15 protein-coding genes are annotated in these 16377 nt (G+C 41.2%); 8 read left to right on the top strand and 7 right to left on the bottom strand.

Annotated features, from left to right (window positions below):
- Positions 1-806 (bottom strand): thioredoxin family protein (locus EC846_RS02755; protein ID WP_123774090.1); only part of this gene is annotated, 806 nt, incomplete at its 3' end.
- Between the two features lie 230 nt (positions 807-1036).
- Between EC846_RS02755 and EC846_RS02760 the strand changes: the two genes are divergently transcribed.
- On the top strand, positions 1037-1255 hold the full coding sequence (locus tag EC846_RS02760; protein ID WP_004772684.1) for a DUF1653 domain-containing protein: 219 nt from the start codon (positions 1037-1039) through the stop codon (positions 1253-1255).
- 36 nt (positions 1256-1291) lie between these two features.
- Positions 1292-1879 (top strand): O-methyltransferase, encoded by a 588-nt coding sequence (locus EC846_RS02765; protein WP_123774091.1) that lies wholly within the window; start codon positions 1292-1294, stop codon positions 1877-1879.
- Here the strand turns inward: EC846_RS02765 and EC846_RS02770 are convergent.
- A complete protein-coding gene (locus EC846_RS02770; protein WP_123774092.1) occupies positions 1856-2905 on the bottom strand; it encodes a helix-turn-helix domain-containing protein in 1050 nt (349 codons plus the stop codon). The genes EC846_RS02765 and EC846_RS02770 overlap by 24 nt on opposite strands.
- 121 nt (positions 2906-3026) lie before the next feature.
- Here EC846_RS02770 and EC846_RS02775 point away from each other — a divergent pair, with 121 nt between their 5' ends.
- Positions 3027-4220 carry an alkane 1-monooxygenase gene (locus EC846_RS02775; protein WP_123774094.1) on the top strand — a complete coding sequence of 398 codons (1194 nt, stop codon included), beginning with the start codon at positions 3027-3029 and terminating at the stop codon, positions 4218-4220.
- A gap of 54 nt (positions 4221-4274) precedes the next feature.
- Here EC846_RS02775 and EC846_RS02780 read toward each other — a convergent pair whose 3' ends face one another.
- Both EC846_RS02780 and ahpC read right to left on the bottom strand, forming a co-directional pair.
- On the bottom strand, positions 4275-4484 hold the full coding sequence (locus EC846_RS02780; protein ID WP_003652651.1) for a KTSC domain-containing protein: 210 nt from the start codon (positions 4482-4484) through the stop codon (positions 4275-4277).
- A 253-nt stretch (positions 4485-4737) separates the two neighbouring features.
- Positions 4738-5301, bottom strand: coding sequence for an alkyl hydroperoxide reductase subunit C (ahpC, locus tag EC846_RS02785; protein ID WP_004772679.1), 564 nt, complete (start codon positions 5299-5301; stop codon positions 4738-4740).
- A 593-nt stretch (positions 5302-5894) separates the two neighbouring features.
- Here ahpC and EC846_RS02790 point away from each other — a divergent pair.
- From EC846_RS02790 to EC846_RS02800, 3 genes are all read left to right on the top strand, one after another.
- On the top strand, positions 5895-7055 hold the full coding sequence (locus EC846_RS02790; RefSeq protein WP_123774097.1) for a sterol desaturase family protein: 1161 nt from the start codon (positions 5895-5897) through the stop codon (positions 7053-7055).
- A 114-nt stretch (positions 7056-7169) separates the two neighbouring features.
- Entirely contained in the window at positions 7170-11024 is a 3855-nt protein-coding gene (hrpA, locus tag EC846_RS02795) for an ATP-dependent RNA helicase HrpA (RefSeq protein ID WP_123774099.1), read from the top strand.
- 45 nt (positions 11025-11069) lie between these two features.
- Positions 11070-12176 carry a beta-ketoacyl-ACP synthase III gene (locus EC846_RS02800; RefSeq protein WP_123774101.1) on the top strand — a complete coding sequence of 369 codons (1107 nt, stop codon included), beginning with the start codon at positions 11070-11072 and terminating at the stop codon, positions 12174-12176.
- A 64-nt stretch (positions 12177-12240) separates the two neighbouring features.
- Here the strand turns inward: EC846_RS02800 and lipA are convergent, their stop codons facing one another.
- The gene (lipA, locus tag EC846_RS02805; protein ID WP_004772671.1) at positions 12241-13254 is read right to left on the bottom strand and encodes a lipoyl synthase; all 1014 of its coding nucleotides are present in this window, start codon (positions 13252-13254) and stop codon (positions 12241-12243) included.
- 190 nt (positions 13255-13444) lie between these two features.
- Here lipA and sthA point away from each other — a divergent pair, with 190 nt between their 5' ends.
- Together sthA and EC846_RS02815 are read left to right on the top strand one after the other, a co-directional pair.
- Positions 13445-14860, top strand: a complete 1416-nt coding sequence (gene sthA, locus EC846_RS02810) for a Si-specific NAD(P)(+) transhydrogenase (protein ID WP_004772670.1) — start codon at positions 13445-13447, stop codon at positions 14858-14860.
- An 80-nt stretch (positions 14861-14940) separates the two neighbouring features.
- Positions 14941-15414 carry a DUF3465 domain-containing protein gene (locus EC846_RS02815; protein ID WP_123774103.1) on the top strand — a complete coding sequence of 158 codons (474 nt, stop codon included), beginning with the start codon at positions 14941-14943 and terminating at the stop codon, positions 15412-15414.
- Between the two features lie 28 nt (positions 15415-15442).
- On the opposite strand, the gene EC846_RS02820 is transcribed toward EC846_RS02815, so the two are convergent.
- Positions 15443-15856, bottom strand: coding sequence for a hypothetical protein (locus EC846_RS02820; protein ID WP_123774105.1), 414 nt, complete (start codon positions 15854-15856; stop codon positions 15443-15445).
- A 51-nt stretch (positions 15857-15907) separates the two neighbouring features.
- The gene (locus EC846_RS02825) at positions 15908-16360 is read right to left on the bottom strand and encodes a DUF962 domain-containing protein (protein ID WP_004772668.1); all 453 of its coding nucleotides are present in this window, start codon (positions 16358-16360) and stop codon (positions 15908-15910) included.
- Between the last annotated feature and the right edge of the window lie 17 nt (positions 16361-16377).

Consider the following 16377-nt stretch of genomic DNA (forward strand, 5'->3'; position numbering starts at 1 on the left):
GCAAACTTAGGGCCTACTGTTTTTTGCACCGTGGTAAAGTTTTCAATATCCATGGTATCCATCACCTGACCGCCAAAGCGTTCAGCCACGATACCTGTTTTAATGCCTTTACGTGCTGCATAGATTGCTGCTGTACCACCTGCAGGGCCACCACCAATCACCAATACATCAAACGCATCTTTGGCATTGATTGCCGCTGCATCTTTCTCAGCAGAGTTGGTATCTAATTTGGCAACGATTTCTTCCAAAGTCATACGACCTTGACCGATATGCTCATTGTCCTGAAATACCATAGGTACAGCCAAAATTTTGCGTTCTTCCACTTCATCCTGGAAGAAAGCACCATCAATCATGGTCGCTGTGGTATTTGGGTTGTTAATCGCGATCAAGTTGAGTGCTTGCACTACATCTGGACAGTTATGGCAGCTCAATGAAACAAACACATCAAAGTTTGCAGTCAAGTTTAAGCCCTTGATTTGAGTCAAGACTTCATCAGACACTTTTGGCGCATAACCAGAGACTTGTAACAATGCCAAGATCAAAGAGGTAAACTCATGTCCCATCGGTAAGCCAGCAAAGAATACACGCGGTTGTTCACCTGCTTTCGCTACACCAAAGCTAGGACGGCGAGCGTTTGAACCGTCAAAACGCGCCGTAACCTGATCAGAAAGTTCCGCGATTTCAGTCACCAGTTCTTTGATTTTTTCTGCTTTATCCGAGTCATCTAAAGCAGCAACCAGTTCGATCGGACTTTCTAAACGTTCTAAATAAGCTTTTAATTGAGTTTTAATATTTTGATCTAACATGTATTTCTCCAAACCCTAAGACTTTTAAATCAGTAAATTCATTCAATGAGGCTATAGTACGTAAAAACTATAAATAGGTAAAACAGTATGTTTTTATTATTTTGATCGGTTTTTTGAATTTTTAATTTATCCGTTGAATTTTGAAATGTATCTTTCGATAAAAAAATCAGTACAATCAAACTTGTTATACAACTGCAATCATTGCGTGGCATAAATAGAGGATAAGCAATATGGCATTACAGCGCGGCATCTATCAACATTATAAAGGGCAACTTTATCAGGTCTTTCATGTTGCTCGTCATAGTGAAACTGAAGAGGAGCTGGTCGTGTATCAATGCTTATATGGCGATTATTCAATGTGGGTACGCCCATTGGCAATGTTTACTGAAACGGTTCAACTGGCTGATGGACAAATCCAGCCCCGTTTTAAATTGATTCAAGCGACCTAAGCGTAATTTGCCGACTTGGCATTTGGGGAGTCAGAGATGACCAGTAGTGTATTCTTACAACGTATTTCTGATTTATATGATCAGTTCAAGCAACATGATGCTCAACAGTCTGATCGTCTGAGTCGCTATCGGAATATTGAAGCTGAGTCGGCAAAATTATTGGCAATGTTGATTCGTTGCCAGCAATCAAAACGTATTCTGGAAATCGGCACTTCTACTGGTTATTCAACCTTATGGTTGGCTGAGGCTGCCCAAGCAGTAGATGGCAACGTTCAAACTGTAGAAATTGATCCTTTACGCAGTGCTCAAGCGAAAAAATATGCAGAAGAATTTGAGTTAGAACAGCAAATTGATTTCTGGGTGGGAGATGCCGCGGATTTTCTGGCGCAAGCCAGTGAACCGTTTGATTTTATTTTACTGGATGCAGAGCGCATTCATTACGTCAGTTACTGGGCCGATTTAAAGCGTTTATTACAAAACGCGGGCAGTACCTTGATTATTGATAACGTAATTTCTCATGCTGCCGAAGTAAAAACCTTTCTGGAATTGATCAAGAATGATGGACATTACATGAGTACAACTTTGCCGATTGGAGCGGGCTTATGTATGGTGATCTTGAAGTGAATTGATTTTATCTTGGTGGTTTAAGCGATAAGCTTGTGGACTACAACCCACCACTTTATTAAAGGCACGGGTAAAATTGGCAGGGTTGGAATAACCCAATTCATAAGCAATCGCTGTAATGGTAAAGCAAGAATTCTCTAACAAATCAATGGCACGTTCAGTACTGATCTGCTGTTTTAATACCTGAAATTCAACACCTTGCTGCTGCAAATAGCGTTGCAGCGTTTTTGTAGAAATATTCAGGACTTTGGCACATTCAGTTAAGGTGGGGACTTGATTGGCTTGTCTGAGCATCATACTGACCCATTCCACAATTTCACCTTGATGATAAATCTTCTGGATTTGTTCCTGACAGCGTTGTTCAACTACTTTTAAACTATGCGCATCCGCCAAAGGTAAGGGCAGTGCAAGTTGTTGCTGGTCAATAACGACACGGATTCCTGAGAGCCAAGTGTAGTTAAAATGAAAATTGGCTTTGATTAAAGAGAGATAACGTTCTTGGTAACTCGGTTCAGGGATACTCAGATAAATTTGATAACGTTGCAACTGCTGACCAGCCAACTCGAGCAGACTGTAGTAAAAGGCTACCGCAATGGCTTCGATATGAAAGGCTAAACATTGTTTATTCATTTGCAAGATCGGTTCAAATAACAGTTCAACCTTTTGTTGATGGGCTGGCAACTGAATGCTGAGCTTAAAACTTGGCATAATCAATCTAAAATACTGGGCAATTAATTTGAGCGCATGCTCCAGATTCGGACTGGTCATCAGCGCATAACCCACCAGACTATGCGAGCTGAGTTTAAGATTTTTACCCAGTTCAAAGGCCAGATCTTGGGTATTGGGCAGACTTAAACCAATTTCAATAAATTGTTCAATCTGTTGAATGGACAACAGTTCTGTTGTTGCCAGTTGTTGCTGCAAAGCGATCAACACGTCATTGCTGTATTGATGAGTCGCGATCAATATTTCAATCAGTCGTGAATAATAACGTGATGGAATAACAGGAATCTGCTGCTTCTGCACAATAAAAACTCAGTAAAGTCTTAAAATGATAATAGCAAGTCTTAAAATGATAATATAGGGTTGCTGCAAAAGGACACAATCAATTCAAGCAAAACAGATGTGTTTGATTGAGGGAATTCTAATGAATATGCATACACAGCTTGATGTAGCGCAAGCAACGACAACATTTAAAGATAAAAAACGTCATTTGTGGTTATTGGGTTTGGCGGTTCCTGCGATTGCCATGAGTGGCTTGGCGGGTTATCAGTTTGGCCCGAAAAAAACTAAAAAATTCTTTGCTTCATTTGGCCCGTTATTTTTACATGGCGTGATTCCAACGCTGGATAAATTCATTGGTGAAGATACGGAAAACCCACCCGTAGAGGCGATTGCAGGTCTTGAGGCTGATCCGTATTACGCACGAATTGTGAAACTGTATATTCCACTGCAATATGCTGCAAATCTTTATGGGGCTTATCTTGCTAGTCGTAAAGATACCCCAGTCGCAGATCAGGTGTTATTGGGAACCTTGGTGGGCATGGTTAATGGCATTGCGATTAATACCGCACATGAGTTGAGCCACAAAACAGGGCGTCTGGAACACTATCTTTCGCATTTGGCTTTGGCGCCATCGGGCTATAACCATTTCCGAATCGAACATCCTTATGGACATCATCGTCGTGTTGCGACACCTGAAGATCCTGCATCGTCCCAATTTGGCGAAAGCTTCTGGAAATTTTTACCACGTACTGTGGTTGGCAGCTTTAAATCGGCGATCGAGATTGAAAAGAATCGCTTAGAACGCAAGAAACTGCCTTTTTTCTGTAAAGAAAATGAGTTGATTCATGGTTGGGCAATGTCGGCTGTGTACCATGCGGCGATGTTGAGCAAATTTGGTCTGCGTTCTGTGCCTTTTCAACTGACGCAAGCGGCTTATGCGATTACCTTGTTCGAGTCGGTAAATTATATTGAACACTATGGTTTGAAGCGTGAGAAAAAGGCCAATGGTCAATACGAAAGGACGTTGCCTGAGCATAGCTGGAACAATAATAATGTGGTGACCAATTTGTTCTTATACCAATTACAGCGCCACTCTGATCATCATGCCAATCCAACCCGAAGCTTTCAGACCTTACGCCACTTTGAAGATGCGCCGCAGTTACCAGCAGGGTATGGCGCAATGATTTTGCCCGCATTTATTCCATCATGGTGGTCAAAAATTATGGATGATCGTGTGGTACAGCACTATCAAGGCAATCTGGACAGAATCAATGTCTATCCCGAGGCCAAGCAGAAGATGTTAGACAAATATATTGAGCAGCAAGATGTGGCTTAAATGAGTCAGCGTTAAATAACAGATCAGCCCATAAGGGCTGATTTTTTCTATGCTTTAAGCTGAAATACAGAGTCGTTTAAAGTGCAGATCAAATTCAAGATATTTATGCACAAAGGCCGTTTTATCATTGGTGCGAAGCAAGTTATTGTAGATAAACTCTGGAACGGGATGGTAAAGCTCGCCTGAGCCATTGCTATAAAAGATTTTTAAATAGCGTGAAGAAACATCGTATTTCCAAGAGGTTACAACAACAGATTTTTCCATATATTCGTCCCCATATTGATTTGATCTTTTAGTACATATTTAACAACTCTGGTGTTCTATGATTTGACAGTACTCCAACTCCAATCATCTGACAATTGATAAATGAGACTGGCTATAAACTTATAAGTATAAGAATTGTAAAAAATTAGCTATAAAATTTAGGCGGGAGTAAGAGAGTATTTTTAAAGAAGGCAGACAAAAAGAAACCACCCTAAAAAGGGTGGTTTCTGACCATTGGGTCTAATCTAAATAATTAGATTTTACCAACTAAGTCGATAGATGGAGCAAGCGTAGCTTCGCCTTCTTTCCATTTAGCTGGGCAAACTTCACCTGGGTGAGCGTGAACGTATTGAGCAGCTTTTACTTTACGAAGAAGTTCAGATGCGTCACGGCCGATACCACCAGCGTTGATTTCAACGATTTGGATTTTGCCTTCTGGATCGATTACGAAAGTACCACGGTCAGCAAGACCAGCAGCTTCGATTAATACGTCGAAGTTTTTAGAAAGCGTCCAAGTTGGATCGCCGATCAATGGGTATTGGATTTTACCAATAACGTCTGAAGTGTCGTGCCAAGCTTTGTGCGTGAAGTGAGTGTCAGTAGACACGCCATAGATTTCAACGCCTAATTTTTGGAATTCAGCATAGTTGTCAGCAAGGTCGCCTAACTCAGTTGGACATACGAAAGTAAAGTCAGCTGGGTAGAAGAATACAACAGACCATTTGCCTTTAAGATCTGCTTCAGATACGTCAACAAATTGACCGTTGTGGTACGCAGTTGCTTTAAATGGTTTAACTTCAGTATTAATTAAGCTCATCATTGTCTCCATGATTGAGGTTTTATTGAGAGGCTAACGCCTTACTTGTTTACGAGGTCTAGAATAAATAATTTTTAGTTATTGGGGAAATAGTATTTTTACATGACTAAAATCGGAAAATTGAATAACTCAATCAAAACGACTTTCACCCAAAGATTTCTGCTCTATTTGACGACATAAAAATGAAGCAAACATGACAAAACATCTGAAAACTAATGTGCATAACAACATGAAGTCTACGCTGTTAAAATTCAAGGGTAAAATTGAAAAAATCTAAAAATATATAAAAAACCAAGATATACGCTTAAACTTTCTCCAATATTTACGGATGCTTTAGAGAATGAAGGATATAGACACCAATGGGATGAAACTGCACAAAATGTTATGTATTTATGTTCTTGTTGTTGAGTTAAGAATAGGAATAGCTGCCAAGACAGGAGGCTGATCATAGATTGATCTTGTGGTTCAATAAGTGTTTGTCTAAAATGAGCTGTAACTCTTTGAAATACTAAATAGTATCTATTTGAGAAAAATTATAATGTGATATGTATCAGCATGATGTGCTGACATCCAGAGTGAAATTTATACCGACAATGACTGATCAATTAAGAGCTAAATTTGAAAATCTGGAACTCAATGCGGGTTTGGGAAAAATTAGTGCATTTATTTCCCTGTCTTTAGGCCTACTTTGCCTGTTTGGTGCATTGTGTTTTCTGTTTCCTTCGGTGATGACCACACCTGAGTTACGACCATTTTACGCAAAAAATTATGATGTATTTTATTTTAGCCTCATGGGCGGCATTATTCTGAGTGTCGGTTTTGGCGCGTTTAGCTCCATTATTCGTCAGAACCGCTATGGCTTTTATGGTTTATGTTTTGCTCTGGTCGCTGCGATTTTAGGTTGTGGTGTGATCAAGGCGCCGATGTTACCCAGCGTGCCTTTTTATGCAGGAATTGATTATTTTGTCCTCACGCTGGTGATTCTGGCGCTGATTTTTATTCCTCTGGAAGGTTTTTTTGCCAAAAATCCCGAACAGAAAATCCTGAGAGTCGGCTGGGTGACGGATATGAAATATTTCATGTTCAGTCATATCGGCATTCAACTATTTAGCTTTTTAACTGTAATGCCGATCCAGTACTGGATTACTCATTTGCCGAATAACCCGATCGTACCTTATGTGCAGGCTCAGCCAATCTGGTTGCAATTTATTGAATTGCTGATTGTGGTGGATTTCGTGGTGTACTGGCTACATCGTGCCATGCATGAGGTCAATTTTTTGTGGCGTTTCCATGCCATTCATCATTCTACGGAATATATGGACTGGCTGGCTTCTTCACGCCTGCATGTGGTTGAAGTGTTGATGACCCGCTTTATTGCAACGTTGCCGATATTTTTATTAGGTTTCCATACGTCTGCTGTATTTGCCTATCTGATTTTTATTTCATTTCACGCGATTTTTATTCATTCCAATGTGCGTTTCCGTTTCCCATATTTACGTTGGTTGATTGCTACACCTGAGTTTCATCATTGGCATCATTCATCTGAAAAGCCTGCAATTGATAAGAATTATGCTGCATTTATCCCATTTTATGATGTGCTGTTTAAAAGTGTGTATATGCCGAATCATCTGGCAAGTGTTTATGGGACAGTGGGCTATAAAATCCCGAATAGTTTTGTGAAACAGTTCACTTGGCCGTTTAAAAAATATGTCAAACGCTTGCGGAAACGCTTCGACCAGTCACCGAAACCCTAAGCTGAATGGAGGGGACTGTATCAAGATCAGCAGGAGATTGATGCAGTTTCTTTGCATAGCAAGGCTTTAAGGCGTAAAATAGCCGATTAGTTTATTTTTCAGGAAAGCTGTTCAGTGCAGAGTCATTTAAATGTAGATCAATTGGTTATGGCACGTGACCGTCACCGTTTAAATCGACTGCGCAAAGATAAAAAAACACAACCAGCAGACATCGAAAAACTGTTTGAACAGTCTAACCACAAGGTCAAGCAACGCCTTGCACGCCTCCCAACGATTAAACTCAATCAGGATTTACCTGTTACTCAATATGCTGATCGTTTGATTGAAGCGATTCAAAAGCATCAGGTTATTATTGTGGCGGGTGAAACGGGTTCGGGTAAAACTACACAGCTTCCACAAATTGCTATGCTGGCAGGGCGTGGTCTTACGGGTATGATTGGTCACACCCAACCACGTCGTCTGGCTGCGCGTAGTGTTTCGCAGCGTATTGCTGAAGAGGTCGGTGAAAAACTCGGTGAATCTATCGGTTTTAAAATCCGTTTTAACGAGCAGGGCTCACAAGACTCGATTGTACGTTTGATGACCGATGGTATCTTGTTGGCTGAGCTGACCAATGACCGGTTCTTATCAAAGTACGACACCATCATTATTGATGAGGCACATGAGCGCTCACTCAATATTGACTTTATCATGGGCTATCTCAAGCAGCTTTTACCGAAGCGCCCTGATTTAAAAGTGATCGTCACTTCAGCAACGCTAGATGTAAATCGCTTCAGCCAGTATTTCTATGACGCACCGATTTTTGAAGTCGAAGGTCGTAGTTTTCCCGTTGAAGTGCGTTATCGTCCGATTTCAGAACTAAGCATCGTTGGCAGTGACGATGATGAGTTTGATGACTTCGAAGAAAATTTACCGCGTGCCGTGGTACAAGCTGTCGAAGAATGTTTTGCTGATGCGGAAAGCAAAGGCCATCCTGAGTATGCCGATATTCTAGTTTTCGCCAGTACGGAACAGGAAATTCGTGAATTACAGGAAACCTTACAGAAGTATGGCCCTCGTCATACCGAAGTGTTGCCTTTATATGCACGTTTGGCACTGGCTGAGCAGCAAAAGATTTTTAGTCCAAGCGGTAAAGGTCGCCGTATCATTATTGCGACCAACGTCGCTGAAACAGCACTGACAGTTCCGAATATTCGCTATGTGATTGATAGTGGTTTTGCACGTATTTCGCGTTATAACTATCGTTCGCGGGTTCAACGTCTTCCAATTGAAGCAATTTCACAGGCTGCTGCCAACCAGCGTAAAGGTCGTTGTGGTCGTATTGCGGCGGGTGTGTGTATTCGCTTATATAGTGAAGAAGACTTTTTAAGCCGTCCTGAGTTTACCGAGCCAGAAATTAAACGAACCAACTTGGCCTCTGTTATTTTGCAAATGCAAAGCCTTGGTTTAGGTAGTCTTGAAGATTTTGATTTTATCGAGCCACCTGATTTTCGTTTGGTCAATGATGGTCGTAAACTGCTGATCGAGTTGGGTGCACTGAGTGAGCGCAAGAATGATTTGACCAAAGTCGGCCAGATGATGGCTCGTATGCCGATTGATCCGCGTTTAGCCCGTATGATTATTGGTGGGGCTCATTTTGGCGTACTCAAAGAAACGTTGATTATTGTCAGTGCCTTGGCAATTCAAGATCCGCGTGAACGTCCTGCCGATAAACAAATGCAGGCCGATCAGAAGCATGCGTTATTCAAAGAAGCGGATTCAGACTTTTTATTCTATTTAAAGCTTTGGAATACGATACAAACCAGCCCGGATACGCAGACGGAAAATAAGCGCCGTCAATTTGCACGTCAGCATTTCTTAAGCTGGTTGCGTTTGCGTGAATGGAAACAGACCCATCAGCAACTGGTCGAGCTGGCAGAAGGATTAAAACTGAGTTTTAATGAAAAGGGCGCTAATTATGAAAATTTACACCGCGCTTTACTGACTGGTTTACTTTCATTCATTGCCAATAAAACAGATGAACGTAATACCTTTATGGCAGTACGCCAGCAGAAAGCCAAAGTGTTCCCAGCCAGTACCTTGCATAAAACCAATACCGCTTGGGTCATGGCCTTCGAGATGGTCGAAACCTCTCAGGTCTATCTGCGTACTTTGGCAAAAATTGATCCTGAATGGATTTTATTAGCTGCGCGTGATTTATTGAAGTACCACTATTTTGAACCGCATTGGTCAAAGAAAGCGGGTATTGTGAATGCCTATGCACAGATTTCGTTGTTTGGTTTAATCATTGAGCCGAAGCGTTTAATCAACTTTGAAAAGGTCGATCAGCCTGCAGCACATGAAATCTTTTTACGTGATGCTTTGACCACAGGTAATCTTGGAATTACACCGCCATTTTTAAAACACAACCTCCTTAAACTTGAGGAAGTTGAGCGCGTTGAAGATAAGTTGCGCCGTCGTGATTTAGTGGTCGATGAAGAAACCATTTATCAGTTTTATGCAGCGAAAGTGCCTGAGGAAATTGCCAGCCGTCGTAGTTTTGAAGATTGGCGTGCAACCGTCGAACCTGATCAGCCACGTTATCTATTTGTCGAAGACGATGCGTTATGGATGAATGATCGTCCGACCACGCAACAATTTCCTGACTATTTGCATAGTGGGCAATTGCGCTTGGCTGCTAGCTATCGATTTGACCCAAGCCATGATGAAGATGGTGCAACGGTTAAGATTCCTGTACAGGCATTACCGCAAGTCGATGAAAAGCAATGGTCATGGGGAATTCCAGGCTGGCGTCAAGACTTGATCGAAGCATTACTGAAAGCTTTACCTAAAGATAAGCGCCGTAATCTGGTGCCAATTCCTGATACTGCGAGAAAGCTGATGCAGGGCGTAGATGCAACGCATTTACGTGAACATCTGTTTAGTTATCTGGCTTTTGCTTTACGTGGTGAGCAGATTACGGAAAAAGATTTTTCTTTTGAACGGATTGATCAGTATCTAGTGCCTTTTATTAAGGTGCTGGATGAAAAAGGCAAATTGATTGCACAAGGGCGTGATCTGGATGAGCTAAAAGCACGCTGTCGTGTTGAAACCCATCGCCCAGTGAAACAGCAAAAAGGTGAATTTAAAACCTTCCCTGACAACTTTATTTTTGAAGCTTCGCAAAAAGTCACGGGTGTCGTGGTCAAGCAATATCAAGCGTTGGTACCAACCAAGCTTTTTGTCGAGCTGGATGCGAAAGATGAGTCGGGTGTGGTGATTCAAACCTTCAATGATCAGGATGAAGCGATCAAGCAACATCGTGAAGGGGTGATTCGACTGGTGCATATGCAGTTGGGGGATTTAATCCGTCAATTGAAAAAGCAGATTTCCAAGCCGCTGGCTTTGGCTTATTCGCCTTTAGGTGAGCGGGCAAAACTGGAACAAATGCTGGTTTATGCAACGTTGCAGGTTTCGATTCAGGAACTACCAAAAAATGCCGATGAGTTTCAACAGTTATTGACTGAAACCAAAAAGCAGTTTTTAGCAAATGGTCAACAGACATTAGCTGATTTAACTGAAATATTTACCCAATGGCAGCAAATTCGCCGTGAATTGCTGGTACTTGATCAAAGTATCTTTGGTCGCAGTGTGGATGATATTGAAGATCAGCTTGATTTAATGTCGTTGGCAGACTTTGTTTATAGTCAGTCACCTGAGATTTGGCAGGAATACCCGCGTTATTTGAAAGCACTGCTATTGCGTTTAGACCGATTGCCAAATAATCTACAACGTGATCTTGCTGCAATTGATGATGTCGATCCATGGATGGACAAAGTATTTAAATTTAAAAAAGATCCTAAAATCAAAGAATTGTATTTGATGTTGGAAGAACTCAGAATTTCCTTGTTTTCTCAACCGATGAAGACAAAGCTGCCTATTTCACCAACTAGATTACAAAAACTATGGGATCGATTAGCAATCGGTTAAACTGAGAAATATGAAAGTTAGAAGCATTCTTTACAGGAGTTTTACATGGGCATCCGTATAACAGGTACTGGGTTATTTCACCCAACCGAATCTATTTCCAATGAAGAGTTGGTTGAAAGTTTAAATGCTTATGTAGAACAATATAACCAAGACAACGCAGCTCAAATCGAAGCGGGCGAAATCGAGGCTTTACGTGGTTCAAGCCCTGAATTTATTGAAAAAGCATCAGGGATTAAACGTCGCTATGTAGTCGAAAAATCAGGTATTTTAGATCCAACACGCTTGCGTCCACGTTTGCAGGAACGTAGCAATGATGAGCTTTCACTTCAAGCAGAGTGGGGCGTGATTGCTGCAAAACAGGCGATGGAAAATGCAGGTGTAACCGCTGAAGACATCGATGTGGTGATTTTAGCGTGTTCAAACATGCAACGTGCTTATCCTGCGGTTGCGATTGAAATTCAGTCTGCACTTGGGATTCAAGGTTATGCTTATGATATGAATGTGGCATGTTCTGCTGCAACATTCGGTTTGAAGCAAGCGTATGATGCAGTGAAATGTGGAGCTCGCCGTGTGTTATTGCTCAATGTTGAAATCACGTCTGGTCATTTGGATTATCGTACCCGTGATGCCCACTTTATTTTTGGTGATGTTGCGACAGCGTCAATTATTGAAGAAACTGAAACAAAAACAGGTTTTGAAATTTTAGATATTCATTTGTTTACTCAATTCTCAAATAATATCCGTAATAACTTTGGTTTCTTAAATCGCAGTGAAGATGCGGTTGTAGATGACAAACTGTTCTGTCAAGACGGTCGTAAAGTATTTAAAGAAGTTTGTCCGCTTGTTGCAAAAATCATTTCTGCACAATTAGAGAAACTTGAATTAACCCCTGAGCAAATCAAGCGTTTCTGGTTGCATCAAGCCAATGCCAACATGAATGAACTGATTTTAAAATTGGTTGTCGGTAAAGATGCTGATCTTGAGCGTGCACCGATCATCTTGGATGAGTTTGCCAATACTTCATCTGCGGGTGTCATTATTGCGATGCATCGTACTGGTGAGCAGGTAGATAATGGTGAATTCGCTGTGATTTCTTCTTTCGGTGCTGGCTATTCAGTTGGCTCGATTGTGGTACAAAAGCATATTGCTTAAGCCTTTGTGCTAGAGCATAAAAAAACACCACGATTGTGGTGTTTTTTTATTGCCTTATGAAACTTTAAGCTTCAATCGCTTGAACTGCAATTTTCTTGGCAGGATCTGCTTTACGACGTACAGCTGGTACTGGTTCACCATGATATTGACGATCAGCAAAGTAGCTTGAACGAACCATTGGCGCAGACCAGATATTTCTGAAACCGAGCTTACGGCCATGTTCAGCATAACGCTCGAATTCTTCTGGTGTAACAAAACGGTCGATTGGTGCATGTTGCTTAGACGGTTGCAGATATTGACCAATGGTCACGTAATCCACATCGTGTGCACGAAGATCATCTAGTAATGAAATTACTTCTTCTTCGGTTTCACCAATACCCACCATCAAACCACATTTGGTTGGCACATCAGGGCAGTATTCTTTAAACATTTTTAACAGGTTTAAAGAGTGCTGATAGTCAGAACCTGGACGCATCGCTTTATAAAGACGAGGTACAGTTTCAATATTGTGGTTGAATACATCTGGCGGACATTCAGTCATGATACGTAAGGCGATATCCATACGACCACGGAAGTCTGGTACCAGAATTTCCAATAAGGTTTTTGGACTTAATGCACGCGCTTCTTTGATACAGTCAACAAAATGTTGAGCACCACCATCAAGAAGGTCATCACGGTCAACCGAGGTAATCACGGCATATTTTAAGCCCAGATTAGAAATGGTTTCAGCCATGTGACGAGGTTCATCAGGGTCCAATGCATTTGGACGACCGTGTGCAACATCACAGAATGGACAGCGACGGGTACAGATATCGCCCATGATCATGAAGGTTGCTGTACCACCACCGAAGCATTCAGGCAGGTTAGGGCAAGCAGCTTCTTCACATACGGTATGCAGTTTTTGTGAACGCAAGGTTGTTTTGATACGCTGAACTTCTTCTGGAGCGGTCATCTTGACTCGAATCCAGTCAGGTTTGCGAGGTACTTCAACCGTAGGGATAACTTTTACAGGAATTCTTGCGACTTTTTCCGCGCCACGAAGTTTTATACCCTGTTCAGGTTTACGGTGTTCAGACATATACTTCCTACAGCCTTTGATTTGAGATATGTGAATATTATAGTCAAATTTACTGCATTAAAGCAGGAAAAGTGGTATTCATTTTGAAAATGTAAATATATAAAAATATATAGTTGTGAAATACATCATCTCGCTGCATATTGGTTATCATATAGAGAGCAAAAACGGTTAAGAGACAAAGGAGCTTTGAATGCCACGTAAGAAAGAGGTCGTTGGTGGGAATATTGTTAAATATGATGCAGTAATTCTCGGTTCTGGCCCAGCTGGCGAAGGCGCGGCAATGAAGCTTGCAAAAGCAGGTAAAAAAGTTGCAATCGTTGATGTTCGTGATCAACTCGGCGGTAACTGCGCACATGTAGGAACAATTCCAAGTAAAGCTTTGCGTCAAACAGTTTCAAGTATCATTCGTTATCAACGTGATCCAATGTTTCAAAAAGTCGGTGAATGGAAACAATTCACCATGAAACAGGTATTACGTAATGCGCATAAAGTGATTCAACAGCAAGTTGACACGCATACACGTTTCTATGATCGCAATAAAATCGAAGTCTTTCATGGACGTGCTTATATTCAAGACAAGAATACGGTTCTGATTTTTGGTCAGGATGGCATCAAAGACACCATTATTTGCAAGCAGATTGTGATTGCAACGGGTAGCCGTCCATATCAACCAAAAGGTTTGGACTTCAATCACCCGCGTGTATTTGATTCAGACAAGATTCTTGATCTCGATTATGCCATTCAGAAAATCATCATTTATGGTGCAGGCGTGATCGGGTGTGAATATGCGTCGATTTTCATTGGATTAGATCATAAGGTTGATCTGATCAATACGCAGCAAAAGCTTTTAAGCTATCTGGATGATGAAATTGCCGATGCATTGTCATACCACTTGCGCGAACAAGGTGTGTTGATCCGTCACAATGAACAGATTGACCGCTTAGAGACTTTTGATGATCACGTAGTTTTACATTTGCTCAGTGGTAAGAAGATCAAGGCAGATGCGATCTTGTGGTGTAATGGCCGTTCAGGCAATACCGATGGTTTAGGCCTTGAAAATGTGGGCTTAGTGCCAAATGGCCGTGGTCAGTTGATGGTGAATGATCAATATCAGACTGAAGCAGAAAATATTTTTGCGGCAGGTGATGTGATTGGCTGGCCGTCATTGGCATCGGCGGCGTATGACCAAGGTCGTTGCGCAGGTGCGAACATGGTGGGCGAGAAAAATGTGAAGCCAATCCGTGACGTTCCAACGGGTATTTATACCATTCCAGAGATTTCATCGATCGGTAAGACTGAGCAAGAATTAACAGAAGAGAAAGTGCCATACGAAGTGGGACAAGCCTCTTTCCGTCATCTGGCGCGTGCGCAGATTACAGGCGATACAGTTGGTGAATTAAAGATTCTATTCCACCGTGATACTTTAGAAGTATTGGGTATTCACTGCTTTGGTAACAATGCCGCAGAGATTATCCACATTGGACAGGTCGTGATGCATAGTCCAAACAATACTTTGAAGTACTTTGTTGAGACCACATTTAACTATCCAACCATGGCTGAAGCCTATCGTGTTGCGGCGTTGAATGGGATGAATCGTTTGTTCTAAGCTAGCCAGACATTGTATGATCCAAATGCCAATCACCTCGATTGGCATTTTGCTATCTTGAGTTTAAATAAAAGGGAAATATGAAAAATCAAAAAAATAATCTGATCATTATTGCCATCGTCTTGTTAGTCGCGGCTTATTTCGGTCTGGATCTTAAGCAAAAACAAAATACTGGTGCTGGCGTTCAGACTTCCAATACAGGAAATACGGTTTCTGTCGATGATCAACAGAAGATCATGCAAGCTTATCAGCAGCAACGCAGTAATGTTCAAGTACAGGCTCAAGGAACGGTGAAAGCCATTTTGCCTGACGACAATGAAGGCTCAAGACACCAGAAAATGATTCTTAAACTGGATAACGGTTTAACCGTCCTCATTGCGCACAATATCGATTTAGCACCAAGAATTGAGGGGCTGAAGAAGGGTGATATCGTTGAGTTCTATGGTGAATATGAATATAGCCAGAAAGGTGGTGTCATTCACTGGACGCATCATGATCCACGCGGAAAACACATTGATGGATGGCTAAAATATCAAGGAAAAATGTATCGATAATATAAGAGGGTTAAGGAGAAATAATTATTTATTCATCCCAGAAATCTCGATCAAATGGTTTAAATTGAAGGGCATCTTTCTTTGAGATGCCAAATTCATTCATTAAATTGATATAAACTCTCTCAACATTTTCAAGTGCTGACTCTTCAATTGGACCATATATTTCACCATTTTTCATAATAAGTGCGTAAATATAGTCAATTGAGCCGCCAAAACACTCATATTCAATAAAAAGCCATTGTCTAACATGATTAATATTCATTGCTCTAAAAAGAGCTTTTATTTCATCTGGTGACGATGGCGTTTTAATTGATGGGGAGAGCTTTATCCCAATGCCATGGAATGGTTCTTTGATATCTTTCCAAGTAGCCCCGTCAATAGGATAAAAAGGGCTTTTCATTTGCTCGGTTAATGCAAAAAAACCTACAAATTGATATGACATTTAAATCCTATTCCTGAATATTTAGAGGTTTGTTGTATGATGTGCGCTAAATTAGCTTGTAAGCGCCAATTTTTGACGAATTTTCCATTTAGGTAGGACTTTAGCTAAATAAGCGTCCATGCACCATACAGGGCCAATCAGAAGGAATTGTAAGTCTTTAAAGAAAGAAGGCTTCTTACCTTCAACTTTATGGCCATAAAATTGACCGATCCATGCGATCACAAATACCCCAATATAGAATCCTACACCGACTGGCAAGATCACAATCAGCCATGCCATCACTGCCAGTAAGGCTGCCATCGCAATCGCCAGCATAATATCCAGACGTGCATAAAAAACTAAAGTTAAAACCAGCAATAAAGCTGTGAGTAAGGTGCTAAAGTGCGCAAGGATACCAATAATTGAAAATAAGATTGCAGGTACACAGACCCAGTGAATTTTCTTGTTGGTCTGGTTTTGGTGGCTATCACTATATTCATCAAACCATTCGTCTATCGATTTCACAATGCGTTCCTCGCTGT

The sequence above is a fragment of the Acinetobacter sp. BIGb0102 genome (assembly GCF_003815055.1).
In the GTDB taxonomy this organism is placed as follows: domain Bacteria; phylum Pseudomonadota; class Gammaproteobacteria; order Pseudomonadales; family Moraxellaceae; genus Acinetobacter; species Acinetobacter vivianii.

Bases quoted from the DNA above. Each gene is read 5' to 3' on its own strand.
- EC846_RS02820 (WP_123774105.1), bottom strand. From the start codon at position 15,856: ATGTCATATCAATTTGTAGGTTTTTTTGCATTAACCGAGCAAATGAAA.
- EC846_RS02815 (WP_123774103.1), top strand. From the start codon at position 14,941: ATGAAAAATCAAAAAAATAATCTGATCATTATTGCCATCGTCTTGTTA.
- EC846_RS02790 (WP_123774097.1), top strand. From the start codon at position 5,895: ATGACTGATCAATTAAGAGCTAAATTTGAAAATCTGGAACTCAATGCG.
- EC846_RS02780 (WP_003652651.1), bottom strand. From the start codon at position 4,484: ATGGAAAAATCTGTTGTTGTAACCTCTTGGAAATACGATGTTTCTTCA.
- sthA (WP_004772670.1), top strand. From the start codon at position 13,445: ATGCCACGTAAGAAAGAGGTCGTTGGTGGGAATATTGTTAAATATGAT.
- EC846_RS02800 (WP_123774101.1), top strand. From the start codon at position 11,070: ATGGGCATCCGTATAACAGGTACTGGGTTATTTCACCCAACCGAATCT.
- EC846_RS02775 (WP_123774094.1), top strand. From the start codon at position 3,027: ATGAATATGCATACACAGCTTGATGTAGCGCAAGCAACGACAACATTT.
- EC846_RS02760 (WP_004772684.1), top strand. From the start codon at position 1,037: ATGGCATTACAGCGCGGCATCTATCAACATTATAAAGGGCAACTTTAT.
- lipA (WP_004772671.1), bottom strand. From the start codon at position 13,254: ATGTCTGAACACCGTAAACCTGAACAGGGTATAAAACTTCGTGGCGCG.
- ahpC (WP_004772679.1), bottom strand. From the start codon at position 5,301: ATGAGCTTAATTAATACTGAAGTTAAACCATTTAAAGCAACTGCGTAC.
- EC846_RS02765 (WP_123774091.1), top strand. From the start codon at position 1,292: ATGACCAGTAGTGTATTCTTACAACGTATTTCTGATTTATATGATCAG.